This window comes from Gammaproteobacteria bacterium, from assembly GCA_013817245.1.
In the GTDB taxonomy this organism is placed as follows: domain Bacteria; phylum Pseudomonadota; class Gammaproteobacteria; order HTCC5015; family HTCC5015; genus JACDDA01.
The window spans coordinates 561,353-586,595 of sequence record JACDDA010000001.1; the positions used below are offsets into that span (position 1 = coordinate 561,353).

Annotated in this window: 20 protein-coding genes; 6 read left to right on the forward strand and 14 right to left on the reverse strand. The window is 44.0% G+C overall.

Annotation, left to right across the window (positions count from 1 at the left end):
- Nucleotides 1-2 precede the first annotated feature (2 nt).
- The 3 genes from H0W44_02630 to H0W44_02640 form a co-directional block, all read right to left on the reverse strand.
- Nucleotides 3-899, reverse strand: a complete 897-nt coding sequence (locus tag H0W44_02630; protein MBA3581328.1) for a phospholipase A — start codon at nucleotides 897-899, stop codon at nucleotides 3-5.
- 159 nt (nucleotides 900-1,058) lie between these two features.
- A complete protein-coding gene (locus H0W44_02635; protein MBA3581329.1) occupies nucleotides 1,059-1,553 on the reverse strand; it encodes a hypothetical protein in 495 nt (164 codons plus the stop codon).
- 4 nt (nucleotides 1,554-1,557) lie between these two features.
- Nucleotides 1,558-3,459, reverse strand: coding sequence for an ATP-binding cassette domain-containing protein (locus H0W44_02640; protein MBA3581330.1), 1,902 nt, complete (start codon nucleotides 3,457-3,459; stop codon nucleotides 1,558-1,560).
- A gap of 202 nt (nucleotides 3,460-3,661) precedes the next feature.
- On the opposite strand from H0W44_02640, the gene H0W44_02645 reads away from it, so the two are divergent.
- From H0W44_02645 to H0W44_02655, 3 genes are all read left to right on the forward strand, one after another.
- Nucleotides 3,662-4,252, forward strand: a complete 591-nt coding sequence (locus H0W44_02645) for a carboxymuconolactone decarboxylase family protein (GenBank protein MBA3581331.1) — start codon at nucleotides 3,662-3,664, stop codon at nucleotides 4,250-4,252.
- A gap of 121 nt (nucleotides 4,253-4,373) precedes the next feature.
- Complete coding sequence (locus H0W44_02650; GenBank protein ID MBA3581332.1) at nucleotides 4,374-7,502, forward strand: PAS domain-containing protein; 3,129 nt, start codon at nucleotides 4,374-4,376, stop codon at nucleotides 7,500-7,502.
- A gap of 96 nt (nucleotides 7,503-7,598) precedes the next feature.
- A complete protein-coding gene (locus H0W44_02655; GenBank protein MBA3581333.1) occupies nucleotides 7,599-7,979 on the forward strand; it encodes a DUF192 domain-containing protein in 381 nt (126 codons plus the stop codon).
- 69 nt (nucleotides 7,980-8,048) lie between these two features.
- Here H0W44_02655 and H0W44_02660 read toward each other — a convergent pair whose 3' ends face one another.
- Nucleotides 8,049-8,696: a thiol:disulfide interchange protein DsbA/DsbL gene (locus H0W44_02660; GenBank protein ID MBA3581334.1), complete on the reverse strand. Its 648-nt coding sequence runs from the start codon at nucleotides 8,694-8,696 to the stop codon at nucleotides 8,049-8,051.
- 166 nt (nucleotides 8,697-8,862) lie between these two features.
- Nucleotides 8,863-9,483: a cytochrome c4 gene (locus H0W44_02665; GenBank protein ID MBA3581335.1), complete on the reverse strand. Its 621-nt coding sequence runs from the start codon at nucleotides 9,481-9,483 to the stop codon at nucleotides 8,863-8,865.
- A 241-nt stretch (nucleotides 9,484-9,724) separates the two neighbouring features.
- Between H0W44_02665 and H0W44_02670 the strand changes: the two genes are divergently transcribed.
- Nucleotides 9,725-10,333, forward strand: coding sequence for a YihA family ribosome biogenesis GTP-binding protein (locus tag H0W44_02670; protein ID MBA3581336.1), 609 nt, complete (start codon nucleotides 9,725-9,727; stop codon nucleotides 10,331-10,333).
- A 1,207-nt stretch (nucleotides 10,334-11,540) separates the two neighbouring features.
- On the opposite strand, the gene polA is transcribed toward H0W44_02670, so the two are convergent.
- Nucleotides 11,541-14,309: a DNA polymerase I gene (polA, locus tag H0W44_02675; protein ID MBA3581337.1), complete on the reverse strand. Its 2,769-nt coding sequence runs from the start codon at nucleotides 14,307-14,309 to the stop codon at nucleotides 11,541-11,543.
- Between the two features lie 167 nt (nucleotides 14,310-14,476).
- On the opposite strand from polA, the gene H0W44_02680 reads away from it, so the two are divergent.
- Nucleotides 14,477-15,451 (forward strand): homoserine kinase, encoded by a 975-nt coding sequence (locus H0W44_02680; protein MBA3581338.1) that lies wholly within the window; start codon nucleotides 14,477-14,479, stop codon nucleotides 15,449-15,451.
- A 253-nt stretch (nucleotides 15,452-15,704) separates the two neighbouring features.
- Nucleotides 15,705-16,235, forward strand: a complete 531-nt coding sequence (locus tag H0W44_02685; GenBank protein MBA3581339.1) for a hypothetical protein — start codon at nucleotides 15,705-15,707, stop codon at nucleotides 16,233-16,235.
- A 104-nt stretch (nucleotides 16,236-16,339) separates the two neighbouring features.
- Here H0W44_02685 and uvrD read toward each other — a convergent pair whose 3' ends face one another.
- From uvrD to H0W44_02725, 8 genes are all read right to left on the reverse strand, one after another.
- Nucleotides 16,340-18,508: a DNA helicase II gene (gene uvrD / locus H0W44_02690; protein ID MBA3581340.1), complete on the reverse strand. Its 2,169-nt coding sequence runs from the start codon at nucleotides 18,506-18,508 to the stop codon at nucleotides 16,340-16,342.
- Between the two features lies 1 nt (nucleotide 18,509).
- Nucleotides 18,510-20,159, reverse strand: a complete 1,650-nt coding sequence (gene ubiB / locus H0W44_02695; GenBank protein ID MBA3581341.1) for a ubiquinone biosynthesis regulatory protein kinase UbiB — start codon at nucleotides 20,157-20,159, stop codon at nucleotides 18,510-18,512.
- Nucleotides 20,160-20,201: 42 nt separating this feature from the next.
- Nucleotides 20,202-20,822, reverse strand: coding sequence for an SCP2 sterol-binding domain-containing protein (locus H0W44_02700; protein MBA3581342.1), 621 nt, complete (start codon nucleotides 20,820-20,822; stop codon nucleotides 20,202-20,204).
- Between the two features lie 6 nt (nucleotides 20,823-20,828).
- A complete protein-coding gene (gene ubiE / locus H0W44_02705) occupies nucleotides 20,829-21,581 on the reverse strand; it encodes a bifunctional demethylmenaquinone methyltransferase/2-methoxy-6-polyprenyl-1,4-benzoquinol methylase UbiE (GenBank protein MBA3581343.1) in 753 nt (250 codons plus the stop codon).
- Nucleotides 21,582-21,584: 3 nt separating this feature from the next.
- The gene (locus tag H0W44_02710) at nucleotides 21,585-23,780 is read right to left on the reverse strand and encodes a RelA/SpoT family protein (protein ID MBA3581344.1); all 2,196 of its coding nucleotides are present in this window, start codon (nucleotides 23,778-23,780) and stop codon (nucleotides 21,585-21,587) included.
- 72 nt (nucleotides 23,781-23,852) lie between these two features.
- Nucleotides 23,853-24,119 carry a DNA-directed RNA polymerase subunit omega gene (rpoZ, locus tag H0W44_02715; protein ID MBA3581345.1) on the reverse strand — a complete coding sequence of 89 codons (267 nt, stop codon included), beginning with the start codon at nucleotides 24,117-24,119 and terminating at the stop codon, nucleotides 23,853-23,855.
- Between the two features lie 161 nt (nucleotides 24,120-24,280).
- Nucleotides 24,281-24,898, reverse strand: a complete 618-nt coding sequence (gmk, locus tag H0W44_02720; GenBank protein MBA3581346.1) for a guanylate kinase — start codon at nucleotides 24,896-24,898, stop codon at nucleotides 24,281-24,283.
- A 60-nt stretch (nucleotides 24,899-24,958) separates the two neighbouring features.
- Nucleotides 24,959-25,189 carry a hypothetical protein gene (locus H0W44_02725; protein ID MBA3581347.1) on the reverse strand — a complete coding sequence of 77 codons (231 nt, stop codon included), beginning with the start codon at nucleotides 25,187-25,189 and terminating at the stop codon, nucleotides 24,959-24,961.
- Nucleotides 25,190-25,243 lie beyond the last annotated feature (54 nt).

Below are 25,243 nucleotides of genomic sequence, written 5' to 3' on the forward strand. Positions count from 1 at the left end.
TATTAGCGCTTAAAAACCACACCTAAGCCCGTTCTGGTTATATTTTTATCGTAATCAATTAAACTTTCACCGTAGCCTTTCCATACAGAAAAATACCAGTGCATGTCTTTGGAACCCGTCGGATAAGTGTAATCAAATTGTGCCGCGCCTTTGCTTTCGTGTACGTTACCTCGCAGCATAAGGTGCGCGCCTTTTCGGACTGCGCCTGAACTTTGCCAACGAAAATGTAATTCGGCGTGTCCGTAATAATCAATAATGTCAGGATTGTCTGCCAAAATTTTACTGCTATCAGAAGCCTCACCAAAAACATGCCAAACTTTCAAATACGTTAGGGTGTTTGGCGTAGGATAAAAAATTGCAGCATAACTACGATTCCAACCGCGTGATGCAGGTTTCGGCTGACCATTTGATTCATGCTCCACACCAAAATCGGCGCCGATCTTATTAAGCCAATTTTTACTGCCGGGTGTTTTGCGATAAAAAAATTCAGGATTGTAATTAGTTTCGCGAAATGGATTTGAGTCTTTGCTGTTATAAACTTGCCAAAAACTTTTCTGCGTATAAGCAAAATAAAAATTGCTGTCGCTCACCCGAACTTTGGTGCTTAATTGATAAATAAATTCAGAATAAGAATTTTCATAATCAGGGCTCCAAGTAAAAGGCATTGCATAAAAATCTTTATGGAATGACATCCCTGCACGCGTATTAATTGAGCTATGTACCGGTGAGACATCAATCCAATTGGTGTCGGCTTTACTTTCTGCCGCAGGCATCAAAGCCGGCGCCGAAACCGGAGCCGACGCAGCGTCAGCTTTTTCAGGCTCGACGAGTTCATTGCCATGCGCATTAATGCCTATACTTAAAAATAATACGGCGAACAGAGCTTTTGTAGCGTTCATTAAAAACGACTCCATACAATTTATAAAGGTTACTAACATATTAAATTTATACTCAACTTTTAGAACAGCATGTTTGCGCGCGAATTAAAAATGTCGGTTAAAACTATTTTCAAACATCCACTTTCCAGTGTCACATCCCTTCATGCAACAGACTATTATTTACAACATACTTAATTGTGTGTCGTCGTTCGCTGCGGGATCAGACAAAAATTGTTGACGAATAACCAAACCCCAATAGAGATCATCTATTTGCTCTTCAACAAATTCATTATGCGTGTAATCTTTAATGACACGACGCCAAAAGGTTCGCGCTAAATCTGCGCCTTCGATTTGACGCACTTGCCACTTGCCTGGATAGTGTCGAAATATTGCTTGCGCGAATTCCTCGCCTAAGCCTTGACGACGCACAGTCGGGATAATATAAAATTCCGCCATGTCATGCCGTCCAGAATCGCGGCCTTTAACAGCAAAACCAATGGGGATATCGGATTCATACAATAAAAAACCATCGTGACTTTCATCGCAGTCGGTATCTAGCGAAAACATGCCGTTAACATCAGGTTGTTTGCCGGTGATGACGGAAAATTCCGCTTCATATGCTTGGCTTAGATTGCGGAACACTAGGTAATTATTTTTTCCTATGGGCACAATCATATAGTTAATTTTCTAAAGCATTCCAACGCTCGTAAGCAACGAGCAGTACTTTTTCAATTTCAGCTAAACGATTATTAACACTGCTTAGCTCTAGAGCGTTTTGATAAATAGCGGGATCTGCTAAGCGTTCTTGTAATTGACGTTGCTCTATTTCCAGCGTTTCTATTTTGGCCGGCAATTCAGCTAGCTCACGCTGTTCTTTGTAACTCAATTTTTTAACCGCTTTATCAACGATAGGCGTTATGTCTGCAGTTTTTGTTATAGACTTTTTTTCTTTTTCTACAATCTCTGCATAACTAAAGTTTTTGGGTCGCTGGCGCAGCCAGTCTTCATAACCACCCACGTATTCAACAAATTCGCCTTGGCCTTCATAAGCAAATACGCTGGTCACTACATTGTCTAAAAATGCACGGTCATGGCTGACGATTAATAAAGTGCCAGCATAGTCTGTTAGTAAATCTTCTAACAACTCTAAGGTTTCTACATCTAAATCATTAGTCGGTTCGTCTAATACCAATAAATTAAAAGGCTTGCTGAATAACTTAGCTAGCATTAAGCGATTACGTTCGCCACCGGATAATTTTTTCGCCGGCGCGCGCGCGCGTTCGGGCGTAAATAGAAAATCTTGTAAATAACTAATTAAGTGCCGGCGATTACCGTTGATTTCAATAAATTCGCGGCCTTCTGCGACGTTATCCATCACACTCGTATCTTCTTTTAAGGTTTCGCGCTGTTGATCAAAATACGCCATTTGCAATTGGGTGCCGACTTGCAATTGCCCCGCGGTCGGTTTTAATTGACCGAGCAATACTTTGAGCAAGGTACTCTTGCCGCAACCATTGGGGCCCATTAAGCCAATTTTGTCGCCGCGAATAATAGTGCTAGAAAAATCTTTTATGATGGTTTTTTCTGCATAGCCAAACGAAACATTGTCAGCTTTTATGACTAATTTTCCAGAGCGCGCAATATCATCAATCTTAAACGCCGCTTTACCGATTTGTTCCCGTCGTTGCGCACGTTCTTCGCGCAATTGCATCAGTGCTCGAACCCGACCTTCATTACGTGTGCGCCGCGCTTTAATACCTTGGCGTATCCATACTTCTTCTTGCGCTAATTTTTTATCAAACTCTGACTGATGATGCGCTTCGGCTTCTAATGCCGCTTTTTTGCGCTCAAGATACGTGGGATAATTGCAATCCCAGTTATATAACTGACCGCGATCTAATTCAATAATCCGCGTCGACAACGATTTTAGAAAAGCCCGGTCGTGCGAAATAAAAATAAGCGTGCCTTGATAACTCAATAAGGTTTGTTCCATCCATTGAATCATTTCAATATCTAAGTGGTTAGTAGGCTCATCCAATAACAAAACATCTGGCTGTGCAACTAAGGCACGCGCCAACATTACGCGGCGACGCCAACCGCCGGATAACTCCGCAAAACAACTGTCAGGATTTAAATCTAATTGCGCTAACACGGTGGTGACACGTTGTTCTAACTGCCAACCTTCATGCGTTTCCAAATAATGTTGTATTCGCCCCAGTTCTTCCAGGTGTTGTTCGTAATCATCGCCCGCTGTTTCTAATAATTTTAAGGTGTCGTGATAACGACTTAACCAACCGGCGACCGGGCCTAGACCCGCAGCAACCAAATCAAAAACTTTATCATCTGCGGCGGCAGGTACGTCTTGATCAAGGCGCGCAAATCTCGCCCCTTCAGCGCGCCAAATATTGCCATCATCCGGCAACATCTCGGCATTGATTAATTTCATTAACGTTGATTTACCTTCACCATTACGGCCAATCAAACACACACGCTCACCCGGTTCAATAACAAGGTTTACGCGATTAAGTAAGGTGTGGCCGCCGAAGCTCAGTTCGACATTTTTCAGTTGTAATGCTGGCATGGCGCGTAGTATACGGCATCACGCTATTAGAAGGGTTGACTAAAATCGTTAAAAATAGTTTTACGTTATCTCAACCGCATGGTGGATTATCACGCCGACCAGAGACGCTTCACACATTCGATTAATCCCACGCGCGCACTTGTATGGCAAAGAATCAAACCGTATGCTGCTCTCATCATTTACACACAAAAAGGTACATCTCATGGCACGAATGAAACCATTACCAGCCGGCAGCGTTCCTGAAGTCGCCGACGCATTAAGCGCATTTAAAAACCGCATGGGTTTTCACGCCAATAGTTTATTAACTATGCAGCGTCGCCCCAATATTGTTAAAGCGTTAGCCGCATTAGGCGATGCGACGGTCGGCGAGGGTACGGTGGATGTCGGGTTAAAAAAAATGGTCGGGCTCATGGCGAGTTATGCAGCAGGTTGTTTATATTGCCAAGCGCATCAAGCAGACGGCAGTCAATTCATGGGTGTAGATGAAGCAAAAATCAGCGCCTTATTTAATTATGAAAAGAGTGCGTTGTTTACACCCGCAGAAAAAGTAGCGTTGGAATTTGGTTTAGCGGGCGGTTCTGTACCTAACGGCGTGACTGATGAATTATTTTTACGTTTGCGTGAACACTGGGATGAAAGCCAAATTGTAGAATTACTCGGCGTCATTGGTTTATTTGGTTTTTTAAATCGCTGGAATGACAGCATGGCAACTGACCTGGAAGAAGCGCCAACTGCTTCCGGTAACAAATTCCTCGCCGAACAAGGTTGGGAATCAGGAAAACACGGCGCTTAACGATTAATTAGAGGCATATGTTCAGCCTGCTAATCTGCAACTGCGTTTATTATTTAAAAATACAACCGCAGGCTGAACATGATTTTACGGATTATTTTTGTTGCGCGAAAATTAGCAAATAATGTCACTCGATATAAATAGCTTATCCATTGAACAGCTGCGCGAAATCGCAACGCGCTACACTCAACTTATTGATCATTCAACCGTCCCTATTTTTATTCAATCCAACGGGATATTGGTGTATGTCAACGATGCGGCAGTCACTTTATTGGGCGCCACTTCTGCCGCTCAATTATTAGGCACGGAATCCATTAACTATACGCATCCCGATGATCGCCCTGTTATTAGGGAGCACATTAAGAATTTATACGCCAATGAAACCCAAGGCAGTGAATTAAAAGAAGAACGCTTAGTGCGACTGGATGGTCGTATCATTACCGTCGTTATAATGGGCAATCACGTTTTTTACAACGGTCAGCCGGCTATTCAAGGCATGGTCTACGATAAAACGAAAGACCTTGAATCAGCGCATCGGCTACAAGAAGCGCAAAATCGTTTTGAATACATTGCTCACAATATCAAAGAAGTTTTTTGGTTTGGAATTGGCGACCATAAAGATAATTATAAAATCTTGTACGTTAATCCGGAGTTTGAAGTTGTCTGGGGTATTCCCTGCGCAACGTTATACACAGATCCATTAGCGTGGCATCACGTGATCTTAGAAGAAGATCGTCCTGGCGCCATCGTTAACTTAGATTCTTTTCCCGCTGATCAAGATTTTTTTGAACAAGAATATCGCATTCGTCGACCTGATGGCGAGATCCGTCACATTCTAACGCGCGTCACATTATTACGTAAAAATGATGGGATCGAAGGTGTAGTGGGTACTGCTGTCGACATAAGCGATCGCAAAAAAACTGAAATAGAAGCTCAACAACAAAAACAATTTACTGAGAAATTATTAGATACATCTCCCGGCATAACTTACATTTACGAATTGCCCAATGGCCCTATGATATTTGCTAGTCGCGGTGTACAAGATATCCTCGGCATAGATTCCACAAAAACATTTCAACATCAGCTTATAAGCTCTATTGACGACGGCCATCCTGATGATGTTGAACGAATTAAACAGCACTTTAATAAATTATCTCACGCGCAAGAAAATGAAACTTTCGAAATCGAATACCGCGTATTGGATCATCGCCAACAATGGCGCTGGATTAGCGCGCGCGAAACCGTTTTTCAACTAGATTCACTAGGCGCGGCGCAAAGCGTTATCGGCGTAGCCCTGGACATTACTAATCGCAAAGCCGCAGAGGCCGAAGCACAACAACAACAGCAATTCTTAGATAAATTATTAGATGCATCACCGGGCATGACCTATTTATATGATGTACAAGAACAACGAATGGTGTTTGTAACGCGCGGAGTGGAACAAATCACCGGCATAAGCGCCGAAGCGGTGATGGCCGATCAGCACCATAATCAACTCTTTGATTTACACCCAGATGATGCCAACACATTACAGCAGCACTTTGTCGCATTAAAGCAAGCTCAAGAAGGTGAAATTCTAAAAATTGAATACCGCATTCCTAACCTACAAGGCCAATGGCGCTGGGTAAGTGCGCGTGAAACAGCATTTCAATTTGATACTGAAGGTAAATTAAAACAAATTATTGGCGTTGCCATCGATATCACTGATCGCCGAGAAATGGAATTGGCGCTTCAAACTAGCCAACAACGTTTAGATGTTGCTTTATCTAATGGCAGTTTAGGTGTTTGGGAAACTGATACCCGCACTATGCAAGCCAGCTTTAATCGCGGCATGGCCGAGATGCTGGGTTATTCAACGGATGAATTTTCTGAAATACTGAATGACTGGTTCAGCATTGTGCATCCCGATGATCACCAAGAACTGCTGGCCGGTGTAGAGCAACACGTCCAACAAGGACATGAAAGTTATCGCGGAGAATTTCGTTACCGCGCTAAATCAGGTGATTATCATTGGATCTTAACGCAGGGCAAAATTACCGAACGTGATGAACAAGGTCAACCACTGCGCGCTGCGGGCACGCATTTAGATATTACGGTACGCAAACGTTTAGAAGAACAATTACGACAAGCTCAAAAAATGGAAGCGATCGGCGTATTAGCGGGTGGTATCGCGCATGATTTCAATAATATTTTATTTGCAATTAATGGCTTTGCTGAATTATTACAAATGCGCACGCCTAAAGATCCTGACACACAACGTTTTACTACCCACATTTTACAAGCGGGTGAACGGGGTCGTTTATTAACTCAACAATTATTAGCCTTCAGTCGCAAACAGACGATTCGGCCTGAAGCGGTGGGATTAAATGAGGTTGTTCAATCAGTTGAAAGTTTATTGTTGCGCTTAATTCGGGAAAATATTGATTTAAAGCTAGAGCTACAAATCAACTTACACGATATTTTTGCTGATGCGGCACAGATTGATCAAATCCTGCTGAATTTAGTAGGCAATGCGCAAGATGCAATGCCCGATGGTGGGGTATTATTAATCAACACGCGTAATATTATTTTACAAGAAGCATTAGAGTCACCTTTAATGACCGTGCCTGCGGGTAATTATGTCTCATTAAAAGTAAGCGATACCGGCCATGGTATTTCTGCCGATAATTTAACGCGTGTTTTTGAGCCTTTCTTTACAACAAAATCCGTAGGCGCGGGGACGGGCTTAGGTTTGTCAACGGTGTTTGGTATTGTTAAACAACATCACGGTTTTTTGCATGTGAGCAGCATACCTAACAAGGGCTGTTCTTTTGAAATATTTTTCCAAGCACACAAAAGTGTAGTGCTCACCAAACATCACGCAGCAACCGCGCCCGTCATGCAATTACCCGCGCAGCATATCTTATTAGTAGAAGATGATCGTTTGGTGCGCACCATTACCGAAAAGATGTTAGTAACTTTAGGGCATACAGTTACCGCTATCGATAATCCTACCCGCGCATTAGTCATTGCTCAAACAGCGCCGCAACGTTTTAATTTATTGTTATCCGATGTGATCATGCCGGAATTAAATGGCAAACAATTGTTTGTTATCTTAAATAAGAGATTTCCAGAGTTGCGCGTTTTATATATGTCAGGTTATCCAGCTGATGCTATTACTAAAGACGGCGTACTAGAAGCGGATGCACATTATTTGCAAAAACCTTTTAAACTAGCTGACTTACGCGCGGCCTTAGAAAAAGTATGTGGCTAAATTTACGCGGCATCTAGCGCCACTACCCATTTGCGATTATATTGCATTAGCGTAATCCTTCCTTCATACACTGTTAGCCCGAATACAGGTTAAAATATGCGACAAGGTATTGTCACCATCCTCAATGAAACCACTCAGTCCGTTGCGCAACTCAATAAAATGCAGCGCATCCGCCACATCCTCGAACATCTTTTAGGTTTAATTGGTCATCCACAACCGCTTTTAGGCGGCGGCTTATGGATTGATTATTGTGGTGCTATCCACACGGGTTTTTTGCGTTATAACATTGATGTGGTTTATTTGGATCAACGTGGTCATATTGTAAAACTGGTTCCGCAATTACGGCCTTGGCGTGTGAGTGCGTGTTGGCCTGCGGTACACACCTTAGAATTAGCGGCCGGCAGCATTGAACATTTTGCGCTGCAACGAGGTCAACGCGTGCAATGGCAAACGCGCAACGATTCACCTAACACATAAAAAAAACGGGGTGCTGTCATCGACAGCACCCCGCTTCAACATTCTATTAATTAATGCTTACAATCTTACTTATTTTAAATCCATTCGTTTAGCTTCTTTATTAATCAAGAAACGAGTAATTTCAATCATCCGTTCTGGGCTTTTAGCTAATTCACCGGTCACTATATAACGACCATTTACTGCCAGCATTGGTACGCCACTTACTTGATACAGCATCACTAATTGGCTGGCTTTGTTGACTTTGCTATCGGTATTAAACGCATTCATCGCATCTAAAAATGCTTTGCGATCCACGCCTTGTGCCGCTACAACATCGGCAAACGATTCAGGACTGCTCAATTTTTTATTGTGTTTATGAATAGCTTCAAAAATAGGTTTATGCGTTTTATCGAGCGCACCTAACGATTCAAGTGCGTAATAAGCGCGTGCGGCTTTTTTCCACTCATCACTAAAAGTCGCAGGTACTGCTTTAAAAACCGCCGTGGTCGGCATGGTTTTACGCAGTGATTGAATATGGGGTTCGAAGTGATAACAATGCGGGCAACCATAATAAAAAAATTCAATCACTTCTACTTTATTCGCTACATCGGTAGCCACCGCTTTTGGCAATACGCCATAGTCGATGCCTTCTTTAAATTTTTCATTGGGTGTTTCCGCAGCACATGCTGCCATCGCGAAAATAGAACCTAGTAATAATATAAGGCTTCGTTTCAACATAGCTGTCCCCTAAATTGCTGATAAGTGCGCCAATAGGCAGTCGTTATGACCATCATTCGACATTTTGTTTCCCTGAGGACTATACCGAACGTCGGCAGTAATGGCCACTGCCATAAAAAAGGCGACTAAATAGTCGCCTTTTTAGATATTGCATAAAAATTAATGCTTAATGCAGGCCTTGGATATATTCCGCAACCGCTTCCATATCCGCCGGACTTAATTTAATCGCCAATGCACGCATCACTTCATTGGTATCAGTGCTACGTTGAGCGGTCGCAAATGCTTGTAATTGTCCGTTTGTATAGGCCGCATGTTGACCTGAAACTTGCGGATAACCCGCTTGTGGATTACCGCGGCCATTGGGGCCATGGCAAGCTGCGCAGGCGGCCACGCCTTTGCTTGTATCACCGCCGCGATATAAAGCCTGGCCTAAGGCTAAAACGCTTTGCGCCGTGGTACCTACCGTAACTTTTTGGCTCGCATAATAAGCCGCAATATCCGCAATATCTTGGTCACTTAAACCCGCAGCCATACCATACATTTGCGCAGCATTAGGACTGTGGCGCGGACCTTGTGCGCCTAATTTAAAAGCATGTAACTGCTCACTAAGATATTTCGCATGCTGTCCGGCTAATTTCGGAAACAGCGGACTTACACTGTTACCATCTGCACCATGACACGCTACACACAATTGTGCTTTCGATTGACCTGCTTGCGCATCTCCTAACAAAGGCTTGTCCGCTGCGGATAAAGCCGCAGAAGACAGTAACAAAGCCGTCAATATCATAATTCGATTAATTGTTATCACGAGGATTCCTCTTGCGCGCTTTTGCGTCAGCATATGAGACGTGGTTAAATGCCCGCCGCCCTAAAACCACTAATGGACAACGAGAAGGCGCGCATTTTATATCAGCCATCCCCCCAGGGTAAATGCCAGAGGGGTAATTGCGACGAATAAGAATTCTAGGTTACGTCTTTTTAAATTATACAACTGAGCAACATCCTTCGATTAATTAGGCACACAGAAGATGAATCCCGTTTACCGACAAGCTCGTTTTATCAGCAGCGCTCCCGATATCACCCTGCTACCGCAAGATAAAGTGCGCGAAATTGCTTTTGCTGGTCGTTCTAACGCCGGCAAATCCAGCGCGCTCAATGCTATTACCGATCAAAAACAACTCGCCCGCGTCAGTAATACGCCCGGGCGCACGCAAATGATCAATCTTTTCGAATTACCCGATGGTCAACGCTTAATCGATTTACCCGGTTATGGTTACGCCAAAGTCCCGGACGCCATCAAACGCCATTGGCAAACGCATTTACAACGTTACTTTGTCGAACGCGAACAACTCGCGGGGCTAATATTAATTATGGATATTCGCCATCCGTTACAAGATCTCGATTGGCAAATGATCAAATGGTGCGCGGCGGAAGATGTGCCGCTCCATATATTACTTACCAAAGCGGACAAACTTACCTACAACGTGGGCAAGACCACATTGTTACAGGTACAACGCGCAATTGAAGACGCTAATATCGTCGCCACTCTGCAATTATTTTCAGCAACCGCCAAAAACGGAGTTGATGATGTACACGAAGTACTTGATGCGTGGTTCACAGGTCAACGCTTAGTGTAAATATTTACAATAAAGAATGGCATCTTGCGAAATAACTGCTAAATAATATGAGCAAGAAAAGATTGTTACAAAAATAATTGTGACTCATCACTACAAAAATTTATTTTTAAGCATTTGAAGTTTCAAAACAAAGTTGTGTGATTTCAAACAACACTAACTGAACTTTTCCCTAAAATCCCGCTCACACACTTCAGGTGCTTTAGCCCGGCACCGGTCCACCGCACTTCCTGGGTGGACACTTCGCCCGGCGCCCTTGCCGGGTATTTTGCCCTGACCCCCCTTCGGTCGGGGCTTTTTTTTGGGCGCGAAAAAGTTTTGATTATTATGTTTTTTACATTTCGCGTATCAAACAAAAAAATAACAACCGTTTCGCTTGTTTTAACAACAAGTTGAATATTCTTATAAAAACAGAAGCGTTTCGCTCGTCGCTACGCGACTACAGCGAGTAACTTTTGATCGCCATGGATGGCGCGAATGCAGATTTTGCAGGAGCAAAAATCTGCTGTCGTAACAAAAAGTCACCAAAAAATACTTTCCCGATGTCTCGCTGCGCGTAAATATTACGCGCAGTTCCCGTCGCGTTTGATCTGTTGTTGCAGGTCGTCGCGGCGTGACTAAAACAAACGTCCTGTTTGTTTTTCCCGACAACCGCTCAAATGCTCGGCGAGCCATGAGGGGAATTTACTTCGTTCTATTGCTGAAGCCAATCAATCTTAGAAAAAGTTTTAAGTTTGGCGGATTCTAAACGAAGGGATAATGCCCGTTAGGTTGTGCCGAGAAGTGTTTAAGGAGTAGCGGCACATGAACAGGGATGTTCATGTGAGCCGATCGCAACAGGACGTTGCGTTGAGGCGACGCGTTAACCCTTAAATACGGCGAGGGAATACTTTAATGGAATATCATTCCATTAAAGTACACAACATAAGGGCAAGTATTTTTTGGTGACTTTTTGTTACGACAAAAAGTTACTCGCTGTAGTCGCGTAGCGACAAGCGAAACGCTTTGGCTTTTAATTAAACTAAAACTTGTAGCGCAATGCGCTGCGCTTATTGCGCGTCATACATTAAACACTAAGTTACGACAGGCAGATTTTTGCTCCTGCAAAATCTGCATTCATGCCATCCATGGTAATCAAAGTTACTCATTATAGTTTCGCAGCGATCAGCGAAACGCCTTTGTTTTCCGTTCTAAAGTATTAGGAAAAACACTAATGCGCCGCATCCCAATTTAATCCAGTTCCCACATCTACTTCTAAAGCCACATTCAATTTCGCCGCGCTCATCATTCGCTGGCGCACGCCATCGACAATGATTGGAATTTTTTCTGTGGGAGCTTCCAACACTAATTCATCGTGCACTTGCATGATCATGCGCACGTCTAAATGGCTTTCTTGTAGCCATGCATCAACGGCAATCATTGCCATTTTTATTATGTCAGCCGCAGTGCCTTGCATAGGCGCATTGATGGCGGTGCGTTCTGCGTATTGACGGCGTTGCGCGTTGCTAGCTTTAATATCGGGCAAATACAAACGTCGGCCAAATACCGTTTCGATATATCCTTGATCACGCGCTTGTTGACGTGTGCGTTCCATATAATTTTTCACGCCAGGATAACGCGCAAAATAACGATCAATATAGTGCTGTGCTTCTTGACGACCTAAATCCAGTTGTTTTGCTAAACCAAAAGCCGACATGCCATAGATTAAACCAAAATTAATTGCTTTCGCGGCGCGACGTTGGTCTTGGCTCACGGCATCAACTGCTACATCAAACACTTCAGCAGCAGTCGCGCGATGCACGTCAATGCCTTGCTCAAAGGCTTTGCATAAAGTGGGGTCTTCGGATAAATGCGCCATGATACGTAATTCAATTTGTGAATAATCGGCGGCAATTAAACTGTGTCCCGTTTCAGCAATAAACGCTTGTCGTATAAGTCGACCGGCTTCATGTCGAATCGGAATATTTTGTAAATTAGGATCGGTTGATGACAATCGTCCGGTCGCGGCGATAGCTTGATGATAAGAAGTATGCACGCGCCCTGTGCGTGCATTAATCTGTTCAGGTAATTTATCGGTGTACGTCGATTTTAATTTACTCAAGCTACGATGCTCTAATAATAAACGTGGCAACTCATGGCCTTGCTCACTCAGCTCTTCTAACACATCTTCTGCAGTCGACGGTACGCCTCCTGGTGTTTTACGTAACGCGGGAATTTTTTGTTGAACAAACAAAATTTCTTGAATTTGTTTAGGCGAGTTTAAATTAAAGGGCCCACCGGCTTGCGTATGCGCAGCCGCTTCCACTTCGGCAATACGTTGCGCAAATCCTGCGCTTAATGCGCGCAATTGCGCGGCATCTACTTTTACACCGTAATATTCCATACGCGACAAAACCGGGATTAAAGGTCTTTCCAAAGTTTCGTAAACATGTTGCAAACTCGGGTTTGCTTGTAATTTTGGCCACAAGGTTTCATGTAAGCGCAATGTTATATCTGCATCCTCAGCAGCATAGTGCGCAGCAGTTTCAATCTCAACTTGGTTAAAAGTAATTTGTTTTGCGCCTTTACCAGCAACATCGACAAAAGTGGTAGTGTCGTAATCTAAATATTTTTTCGCCAAAGTATCCATATCATGACGCGAGCCAGCTGAATCTAAAATATAAGATTCCAGCATAGTGTCGTGCGCGATAGCGTTTAATTCAATATTGTAATGTCGCAAAACATTGCGATCATATTTTATATGCTGCCCCACGATACGTGCCGGCATTTTTTCTAACAAGGGTTTTAACGCGGCCAATACGCCATCGCGTGATAATTGAATAGGCGCGCCTAAATAGTCATGCGCCAAGGGAATATAAGCAGCTTTACCTACTTCTGTAGCAAAAGACACACCGACGAGTTCTGCATCCATATAATTCAAACTGGTGGTTTCGGTATCAAAAGCAAAATAATCCGCCGCGTGTAATCGTGCCAGCCAAGCATCTAATTGCGCCTGCTGCAAAATAATTTCGTATTCAACTTTTATATCAAGAGCAACAGGAGTATTGACAGGCGCGGGGGGAATACTATTTTGTAATATTTTCTTTACGGGATTTTGTGGTTCATTGCCTTCTATTTTAGAATTTAATTCAGCTAACCAAGATTTAAATTCATAACGTTTATACCATTCGCGTAAAGTGTTTACGTCGGGTGGGGCTAATTGCAAACTACTTATTTCGCGGTCCAGCGCTACATCACAACGAATCGTGGTTAAGTTGCGAGAAAGCGGCAATAGCTCCAACACCGAACGCAAATTCTCACCGACTTTGCCGCTGATTTTATCAACGTTTGCTATTACACCATCCAAGCTCTGATATTCTTGCAACCATTTCGCAGCTGTTTTGGGGCCTACTTTTGGTACGCCTGGAATGTTGTCAGAGGTGTCGCCCATCAAGGCGAGATAATCAATAATCTGCGTAGGCTTTACGCCAAATTTTGCTTCGACGCCGGCGCTATCCATCCGCGTATCGGTCATCGTGTTAATTAACGTGACGCGCTCATTCACCAGCTGCGCCATATCTTTGTCGCCGGTGGAAATAACCACGTCTAAACCCGCGGCTTCGGCTTGTTTAGCCAAAGTGCCTAAAACATCGTCCGCTTCCACGCCGCTTTGAATGATTAAAGGCATGCCCAGCGCACGAATAATTTCCTGCAACGGTGCAATTTGCGAGGCGAGCTCTGTCGGCATCGGCGGTCGATGCGCTTTGTAATCGCTATACAGTTCATGCCGAAAATTTTTACCCTTGGCATCAAAGACCACCGCGATATATGCCGGTGCGTAGTCTTTTTGCAAACGCCGCAACATATTGAGCACGCCATAAATGGCACCGGTAGGTTCGCCTTGACTGTTGGTTAACGCCGGCAAACTATGAAAAGCGCGAAATAAATACGATGAGCCATCAACTAGCACAATTTGTTGACGTGTGTTTGAAGTGAGCATTCCCCATTCCTTTACAAAACCAAGTGCGACGTATGCGATTAATATTACGCAATGAACGTGTGCAAACAATAAATTATCAACGATTAACAGAATTAACGCTGACCCACTCACCTTGCGTGACACATGATGGTAAACTGCGCGGGTCTCCCCCAGTCTACAGGACATTTATGTCCGTTTACACGACGGTCTCTGCCAGCGAACTAGCTCAGTTTCTAACACGTTACAATGTTGGCGAGCTCGAGAGTTTCCAAGGTATTAGCGACGGTATCGAAAATACCAATTATTTTGTAAGCACTCGCAATGCACAGGGCACTCAACAATTTGTGCTGACCTTATTCGAAACGCTGGCGAGCGAAGACTTACCTTATTATTTAGAGTTAATGGCTTATTTAGCGCAACAAGGTGTGCCATCTGCACATCCTATTGCCGATCGTGATGCGCATTATCTGCAACATTTAAATGGTAAACCGACCGCTTTAGTGCAACGACTAGCCGGACGTGCCACGACCACACCTACGCAACAACAATATGCAACTGTCGCTGCTACCATGGCGCAAATGCATCGCGCTGGTCAGAAATTTCCATTGCAGCGCCAAAACGCACGTAATCTAGATTGGATGCTCGATGCTGCGCGCAAATTACAAGACAAGCTCGATCCTGATATTCGAAGTTTTCTGGATGCCGAACTTACTTTTCAATTACAACAAGATCTCGCGCGCCTACCCCATGGCGTGATTCATGCGGATTTATTTTTAGACAATGTATTATTCGACGGCAATCATCTTAGCGGTTTAATTGATTTTTATTTCGCTTGCAACGATATCTTAATTTACGATTTAGCCGTATTGATCAATGATTGGTGTTCTGATGAACAAGGTGAACTCAATCTCGCTTTAGTTAAAACCATGTTAATCGCCTATCACGCCGAACGTCCATTGGGCGCAAACGAAATTGCGGCATGGCCGACGATGTTACGCAAAGCCGCTTTGCGTTTTTGGCTATCGCGTTTGCTAGATTCATATCATCCGCGTGCAGGTGAATTAACTCATACTAAAGATCCCGCAGTATTTGAACGCATTTTACGCAAACGCATTCAACAACAGACTCAATTGCTGACATTGCTAGAAGAAACGGTAGCCTGACGCTCATCGAGCTTAAACAAAAATCATAGCTTACAAGCGCCGTTGGCTCACACCGTAATGCCGAACGGGATCGCCGCAAAAATAAAACTGCGTCGGTTTATAAAAATACAAAGCCTTCATTTTATTTTAACTATTAACCCGCAAACTATTCTGTGTTTAAGCAAAATTGAGTGCTAACTCACTAAATCAGTTCTGTATCTTAAGCATCCCAGGCTATAATGCCTGCACACTCAACCTGTTAAAGGATGTTCGCATGTTAAAAAAAGGTTTATTTACTACCGCGCTGTTGCTGTGCTCTTTGCCCGTATTAGCCGGCGAATTAATTATTGGCGCTAAAGTGGGGGTCATTGACTATAACTTTGATAATGCCCTGGTGACCACCACCGGTCCTGCGCTCAAAAATGCTGAAGCCGATAACGCCACCAATATGTCTGTTCAAGGCAGCTATGAATTTTTAAATTTAGCCGTTGCGGATTTAGCGTTTGAAGCGGAATACAGCCGATCATTATCAGATGCCACCATTGAACCTGTAGTGGGCCCAAAAGTAGAGGCCGGTTTTCAAAGCACCGCCGTTTATATTTCAGCACGCAGTGCAGGTCCTGTTTATGTGATCGCACGTTTAGGTGCTGCGCAAGCTGAAATTGGTGATCTTGCTGAAGATACTGGCACCGCTTTTGGTGTAGGTGCAGGTTTTAGTTTAGGTATCCGTTGGGAATTAGAATATACCCAATATGATATTGATGAAATTGAAGTTAAATACCTTAGCTTAGGTTTAGCGTTTTAATCATTAACGCCTTGCAATAACAAAAACCCCGGCATGCCGGGGTTTTTTATGTGTGTGTTATTTTTATTATAAATTTTAAAAAATTCTCTGCGCGCTATCGCAACTCATAAGACTTGCAAATTAGCATATGCCAACACTAACCATTTGCTGCCCGCAGATTCAAAGTTGACTTGTACGCGTGTATGCTGGCCTTGACCTTCACAATCTAAAATAACACCCGCACCAAATTTTTCATGTGCCACACGCTGACCCATGCGTAAACCACCCTTAATAACTTGTGCACTATTTTCTACTGCGGGACGATAACTGCCTTTAGCAACATGCGCAGCCCGTGCGCGAATATCTCGCGTCACTGCAGCAGGAATCTCGCTTAAAAATCGCGAAGGCAAACAATAACTTTCGCGTCCATATAAGCGCCGCGATTCAGCATAACTAATCACTAATTGTTGGCGTGCGCGCGTAATGCCGACATAACACAAACGTCGTTCTTCTTCTAAGCGGTCACCTTCTTCCAAGGCCATTTGATGCGGAAACAAACCTTCTTCCAAACCGCATAAAAACACCAGAGGAAATTCCAAACCTTTCGCCGAATGCAGCGTCATCAACTGCACACAATCTTCCCATGCATCGGCCTGACCTTCGCCGGCTTCTAACGCAGCGTGCGCTAAAAAAGCATCCAACGGTCGCATACCTTGATGCGCTACTTCGTCAAATTCAAAGCCGCGCGCGGCAGAAACTAATTCTTCTAAATTTTCTTTGCGCGATTGACCCTTATCAGTAACATCTTTGGCATAAAAATCTAATAAACCACTGCTGTGTATACAATGCTCAACTTGCTCATGTAGAGTTAAATTTTCTAATGTGTCAGCGAGCGCACGCATTTGGCGTATGAAGATTTGTACCGCATTGCTCGCACGGGCAGTCAAACTATTAGCAATAACTAATATTTCAGCAGCCTGCCACATAGAACAATCTTTTTCGCGGCTGACTTCGCGCAATTGCTCCAAGGTGCGATCACCAATTCCGCGTGGTGGCACATTGACAATACGCTCAAAGGAAGCATCGTCTTGCGCATTAATCGCTAAACGCAAATACGCTAGTGCATCTTTAATTTCAGCACGTTCAAAAAAGCGCAGCCCACCATACACACGATACGGAATTCTGGCACTAATAAACATTTCTTCAAAAATGCGCGACTGTGCATTAGAACGATACAAGATCGCGGTTTCATCCCGACGTCCGCCTTGTTCTATCCATTGCTGGATGCGTTCAACTATATAACGCGCTTCATCAGTTTCATTAAACGCACAATAAATATCAACGGGATCGCCATTGCCGGCTTCCGTCCATAATTCTTTACCCAACCGCCCGCTGTTATGGGCAATCAAACCATTAGCCGCACCCAGAATAGAACCCGTGGAACGATAGTTTTGTTCTAAGCGTGTGGTTTGAGTATTTTTAAAATGTTTGCTGAATTGTTGAATATTTTCAATGCGCGCACCACGCCAACCATAAATCGACTGATCATCATCACCGACCGCAAACACTTTAGTATTTGCGCCGGCCAATAATTTTAATAAAGCGTATTGAATAGTATTGGTGTCCTGAAACTCATCCACTAACAAATGCGTGAAACGCTCATGATAATGCGTCAGCAAAGCGGGGGTATCGCGTAATGTTTCTAGACATCGCAACATCAGCTCAGCAAAATCTATAACGCCCATGCGCTGACATTGTTGCTCATATTGACTGTAAATTTTTACCAACTGCCGTTGAAGCAAATCGCCATTGTCGATGATATGCGCTGCGCGCAAACCTTCATCTTTGCGTGCATTAATAAACCATTGCGCTTGCTTGGGCGGCCAGCGTGTTTCATCAAGCTCAAGATTTTTAATAATGCGTTTAATTAAACGTAACTGATCTTGCGAATCTAGAATTTGAAAAGTTTCTGGCAGCTTCGCTTCGCGCCAATGCTCCCGCAACAAACGATGCGCAATGCCATGAAAAGTACCAATCCATAAACCACGCGCTGGCATGGCTAATAAACGTTCAGCACGTTGGCGCATTTCTTGTGCGGCTTTATTAGTAAAGGTAACTGCTAATAAACTAAACGGCGACACTTGTTCAGCGGCGATTAACCACGCCATGCGATGCACTAAGACCCGCGTTTTACCGCTGCCCGCTCCGGCCAAAACTAATTGATGAATCGGTGGCGCACTGACAGCTTCACGCTGGCGTGCATTCAAATCACTGATGATGCTGGTGACGTCCATGTTATTGCGTCAACCACCAAGCTTTTAAAAATGCCGCTGCGCTGCCCATTGCTAAAATACTTAAAAATATCATCGGCAGCTGTGGCACTAATAACAATAACGCTAAGCACATAAAGCTACCGCTAACCGCCGAGGTTAACCAAAAACGTTGTTTGTTTTGACGCTGTAATTGTTTTTCAAGTTTTACAAAGTCGGGGTTGCGCAGAGTAAACGCTAATTCACCACGACCTAAATCGCGAACAATGCGATACACGCGATCAGGTAGATCTGGCAAGTGCCGCAACCAAACAGGTTTAGGGCCTGGCCATAAATCCATAAGGGTTTGGAACGCGACGCGCTCACGCATGGTTTTTTCCATAAACGGTTTAGCGGTTTTCCATAAATCCAATTCCGGATATAACTCTCGGCCCAAACCTTCGATATGCAGTAAAGTTTTTTGCAAGAGAATCAATTGCGGTTGAATCACAAAATCAAAACGCTGCACGGTTTGAAATAAACGCAATAATATTTGCGCAAAAGAAATTTCTTTTAAAGGTTTTTGAAAATTCGGCTCGCATACCGCACGAATAGCCGCTTCAAAATCTTGTACGCGCACATGGCTAGGCACCCAACCAGATTCCAAATGCAATTCAGCGACGCGCCGATAATCACGTTTAAAAAAGGCTAAAAAGTTTTCGGCTAAATAACGCTGATCATCTTCGCTCAAAGCGCCAACAATTCCAAAATCAACCGCGATGTAGCGCGGATCTGTCGGCTGACGTATATCAATAAAAATATTCCCCGGATGCATGTCGGCATGAAAAAAATTATCCACGAACACTTGCTTAAAGAAAATTTCCACGCCGCGTTCAGCCACTTTTTGTAAATCTACGCCGGCGGCTTTTAAGGCGGCAATATCATTAACTGGCACGCCGTAGACGCGCTCCATAACCAACACTTGCGGAGTTGCCCATTGCCAATAAATAGCGGGGACATACAAAGTGTTGGTGTTTTCGAAATTGCGTTTTAATTGACTGGCATTAGCAGCTTCGCGTACTAAATCTAATTCATCTAAAATAGTCCGCTCATAATCATTAATAATTTCTACCGCGCGTAAACGACGCGCCTCTCGCGAATAACGCGCCGCGATCCGCGCAATAAATTTTAATAATTCAATGTCGTGTCGAATAACGTTAAGAATGTCGGGGCGAATAACTTTAACAACGACGGCATCACCATTATGCAAACGTGCCGCGTGAACTTGTGCCACGGAAGCCGAGGCCAACGGCTGTTTATCAAACTCCATAAAAATACTATCAATGCGCGCATGTAATGCGGTTTCAATAATATTGACCGCTACTTCGCCGGCAAAAGGCGGAACATTATCTTGTAATTGCGCTAGCTCATCAGCAATGTCTTGAGGCAATAAATCACGGCGCGTTGATAAAGTTTGGCCGAGTTTTACATAGATAGGCCCCAGCTCTTCTAATGCGAGTCGAATGCGTTGACCACGCGGTTCGGGATGTTTACCAAACCAATTCCACGGCGCTAGTTGATTAAGCACACGCAAAGAACGAAACACCGGAATTGCTACAATGATGTCGTCCAAACCATGGCGCACTAATATTTTGTGAATGGTAAAAAGTCTAATGATATGTGCGGGCTTTAACATAGAATAATTATCTACTAAAAAATGGGGGTAATATTTTATGCGTTAGGGTTTGATGCTAATACGTTCTAAGTGCGTCAAGCGTGCAGCAAGTCTTGCTTGCTTATCACGTACCAGATCTACTTCATGTAACCATTCACGCACGGCTTCTGGGTGCGCTAATATATTGATTTCATCTTGCACATATTCCACGCCATCTTGTCGCAGTTGGCTAAACCAGTGTTGTGAAAGCTTACTGATATGACTAACGCCTTGTTGCATCATGCTGCTCATTAGCGGCGGCCATTGCTCATTATCCCAAGGACGTGACCACTGCACGTGTTTCATGATGGATTGCAGTTGCTGAGCCAATTGCAAATCACCTTTCACTTCTAAAGCCTGCCGATTATTAGTCGATTGACCGCGCAACATATTTAACAAATCATCGACGTAACCCGTAATCGCTAAATCAGCGGCCCCTTGTCCATGGTGCGCATCGGTTACGCTCATTTGCACACCGCCCAAACTAAAGCGTAATTGCCACACGCTAGCCCAAGGCAATAACGTCACCGTCACCACTTTGCCCGCTAACGGTTGCAAACGCTGTTGCACATCGGGTTGCTGAGCAATTGTCAAAGCAATGGCTTTATTGACTGCTTCGAACAACAAAGTCGGTACTGTTAACATCAGCGGTTAATATTTAAAGCCGCGATGCACAGCAACGACACCACCCGTTAAATTAAAATAGTCCACTTCATCAAAACCATTTTCTAACATCAAACTTTTCAGACTTTCTTGATCGGGATGCATGCGAATAGATTCAACCAAATATTGATAACTATCCGCATCGCCCGTAATCAATTTGCCCAACTTAGGAATCACATTAAATGAATAGGCGTCATAAAATTTATCTAATAAAGGCAACACCGGTTTAGAAAATTCCAAAACAATTAATCGTCCGCCAGGACGAAGCACGCGACTCATGCTTTGTAAAGCCCGCGCTTTATCGGTAACGTTGCGCAAACCAAAAGCAATGCTGACGCAATCAAAATAATTATCGGGAAAAGGAATATTTTCTGCGTCGAATTGCACGCACATAACATTATTGGCGCAACCCTCATCTAATAAGCGATCGCGGCCACGCGCTAACATCGAACCATTGATGTCACTCAACACCACCAAACCTTGCGAACCTACCCGCCGCGAAAACAACTTACTTAAATCGCCCGTGCCGCCGGCAACGTCTAACACACGTTGGCCGCTGCGCACCGCCGACAACATAACCGCAAAACGTTTCCATAAACGATGTGCGCCAAATGACATAACATCATTCATAATGTCATATTGATTTGCTACCGAATGAAAAACGCCCGCTACTTTAGCGGCTTTGTCGGCCCAAGCAACTTGCTCAAATCCAAAATGCGTCGCTTTGTCTTGTTCGCTCATGACTTACCCTTTTTGACGGGATACTTTTAAAACAAATTTTCGATGACGAATACGTCTAACTACCTGCGCTAACATTTTACGATCTTTAACAGCGACCATAAACGCTAAACTAACTACACCACCGGGTTTGTCTTCTTGACTAACTTTTTCAATATTACAACCAACATCGGAAATAATAGTGGCTATCTGCGCTAACGCGCCCCGCGAATTAGTGACTTCTATGCGTAGTCCAGTAGAAAACGTTATGCCTACATCGGGCTCCCATTCCACATCTAAACGATGATCCGAATGATTTTTATATTCTTGAATGTTTTTACAATTTTTACGATGAATCACTACGCCGCGGCCTGCGCTTACAATGCCGACAATTAAATCACCGGGAATAGGCTGACAACAGCGACTATAAGAAACACTTAAACCTTCCGTACCTTTAATGTTTAACGGTTTCACTGGTTTAAGCGCATTTTTTTCTTCATCAGACACTTCACCGGGAGCAATACGGCGCGCGACTAGTTTCGGAATACGATTGCCTAAACCAATATCGCTTAACAACATTTCTAAATTAACGTATTTATATTCCTCTAAAACCATCGACAAGGTTTTTTCGGGAATATCTTTAATGGCTACACCATAAGTAGCGAGTGCTTTATTTAACATGCGCTCGCCCAAACGCAAGGAATCTTCTTGGGTTAAATTTTTCAAATAATGTCGAATCGAACTACGCGCTTTCGCGGTGACTACAAAATTTAACCATGCAGGATTGGGGCGCGCTGCTTGATGCGTAATAATTTCTACTGTTTGGCCATTTTCTAGTTCAGTGCCCAAAGGCACCATGCGTCTATCAATCCGCGCCGACATACAATGATTACCAACATCGGTATGAATAGCATAAGCAAAATCAATAACCGTACCGCCGCGCGGTAATTCAATAATCGCGCCTTGTGGAGTGAAAACGTAAACTTCATCCGGAAATAAATCCATTTTTACATTTTCTAAAAACTCAATGGAGTTGCCGGCCTTTTGTTGAATTTCTAAAACACTTTGCAACCATTGCTGCGTACGTGACTCAGTATTCACCGCTGGTTTTTCACCGCTTTTATAAATCCAATGTGCAGCGATACCCGACTCTGCAAAACGATTCATTTCAACGGTGCGAATTTGTACTTCAATCGGAATGCCGTGCGGTCCTACTAATGTGGTGTGCAGCGCTTGATAACCATTGGTTTTTGGCATAGCAATATAATCTTTAAATAAACCCGGCACTGGTTTATAAATATTGTGCGTCACGCCTAAGGTACGATAACACTGATCAACCGTATCAACGGTGACGCGCAACGCAAACAAATCCATGATTTCAGCATAAGGCACATGACGATTTCGCATTTTGGTATAAATGCTAAATAAAGATTTTTCGCGGGTTTTAATTGATTGATACGGTAAATTTTCTTGTTCTAAACGCGCTGTAACGGTGATTTCTACTTTATCGACAATTTCTTTACGATGACCACGCGCTTTTTTAACGTTCTCCGCCAAAATGCGGTAGCGCATAGGATTTAAAATTTGAAAACCTAAATCCTGCATTTCCATACGCCAGGTGTTAATACCCAAACGCATCGCAATCGGCGCATAAATTTCTAAGGTTTCACGTGCAATACGTCGCCGCTTTTCTAGGGGCATCGCGCCCATCGTGCGCATATTGTGTAAACGATCCGCGAGTTTAATCAGAATAACGCGGATGTCATCCACCATCGCTAACATCATTTTGCGAAAACTTGCAGCAAACGCTTCTGCTTTGGATTTGAATTGAACTTGATCGAGCTTACTCACGCCATCCACTAGCTTTGCAACTTCGTCACCAAACTCTTTGGCCAATTGTTCTTTGGCCATTTTGGTGTCTTCAATCACATCATGCAAAATCGCCGCGATAATCGTCGGTGAATCTAAACGTATTTCCGCTAATATCTTTGCAACTGAAACAGGATGGTGAATATAAGGCTCGCCCGACATTCGTTTTTGACCGGAATGTGCATGCGCGCCAAATTCATATGCGCGGCGTACATCCGCAATTTGCTCTGGCTTCATGTATTGCGCCAGCAATTGCAATAATTCGGTTAGAACCGGAGGTGAATTTTCGATACTGCTATCAATTGATGTGACAACAGACTCTGGCAGTGCGGGAGTGTTAGCGTTGGGTGCCATAACATGCTCCGCTGACACGATGGTTAGCGGCCAAGAATGGAGTTTCCATCTTGGTCGCTAACCGTGCAGGAATTAATCCAAGTCGCTATCGTCAATAATGACGGTGGGGCGTTCAACTTCAGGTGCTCGAAACGTTTCGGTGGCTTCATCTAAAATTTCACGGCCGACAAAACCAGCCGCAATTTCGCGCAAAGCTAAAACCGTGGGTTTATCACCATCTTCAGAAACCTTGGGACGTGCGCCATTATAAATCTGCCGACTACGGCGTGAGGCAACCAACACGAGCTGAAACAGGTTGTCGACACCATCTAAACAATCTTCTACGGTAACGCGAGCCATATTACTGATTCCTTAAATATTCAAAGCATGATTACTGCGACCCTGCCAAAGCGGCAGAACGGCAAAAAAGGGGATGGAGTATAGCAGAGACACTGAGACCACGGGCAGAGTCAAAACCAGGAAATCCGCAGGAAACCTGTACGAAATCGGGAAGAATCAGCTTAATCGCTGATCAAATCAGTCAACAAGCGCACATGTCGCAGACGTTGGCGCGTTAACTGCGAACGCTCGGCTTTTAAAATAGCCAATAATTCCTGTTGAGCGACATCGAAATCGTCATTCACTACCAGATAATCTGCTTCCACAAAATGCGCCATTTCATGACGCGCCGCTTGCAACCGTTTTTGAATAACGGCTTCACTATCTTGACCTCGACCACGCAGACGTTTTGCCAAGGCCGCTTGGCTAGGTGGCAAAATAAAAATCCAACGACAATCAGGTCGCAAGCGTTTTACCTGTACACCCCCTTGCCAGTCAATTTCCAAAATAACGTCTAGCCCACTCGTCAAGGTCTGCTCAACACTGCTTTGGGAGGTGCCGTAATAATTATCAAAAACCTGCGCGTGTTCTAAAAACTCGCCGGCGGCAACCAATTCTAGAAACTTCGGCACGCCTACAAAATGATATTCCCGTCCGTTTTGTTCACCGGGTCGAGGCGTGCGCGTGGTATGCGAGATCGACACCGTTACTTGTGCATCGGCTTTTAATACGGCTTTTACTAAACTGGTTTTACCGGCGCCGGAAGGAGCCGAAATAATGAAAAGTTGGCCTGCTTGCATAGTTGTTTACGCTTCCCCTAACACAAAAACTAACGCAAAAAATCGCGCGAACGTGTGTCTTCAAGTAGATAATAATTGCGCGCTGCGATGGCTAAATATTTCGAACAAACCCAAACGAATCGACAATTGTTCAACCTCGCTGAGGAAAAAAAACGGCGGGGCATTATCAATCACGTGTAAGGGTAATACGCCTTGTCGTAGCCAGCTTTGTAAGACGCTAGGCGCAACATCTAATAACACACACACCTGTTCGGCGCTGAGTCGATAATCAGAGTCATTGACGTCCTGCATGGCAATCTCCTAGCCAAACATTCCGTCTCCCGAAATTCTGTCATCATAAGACCA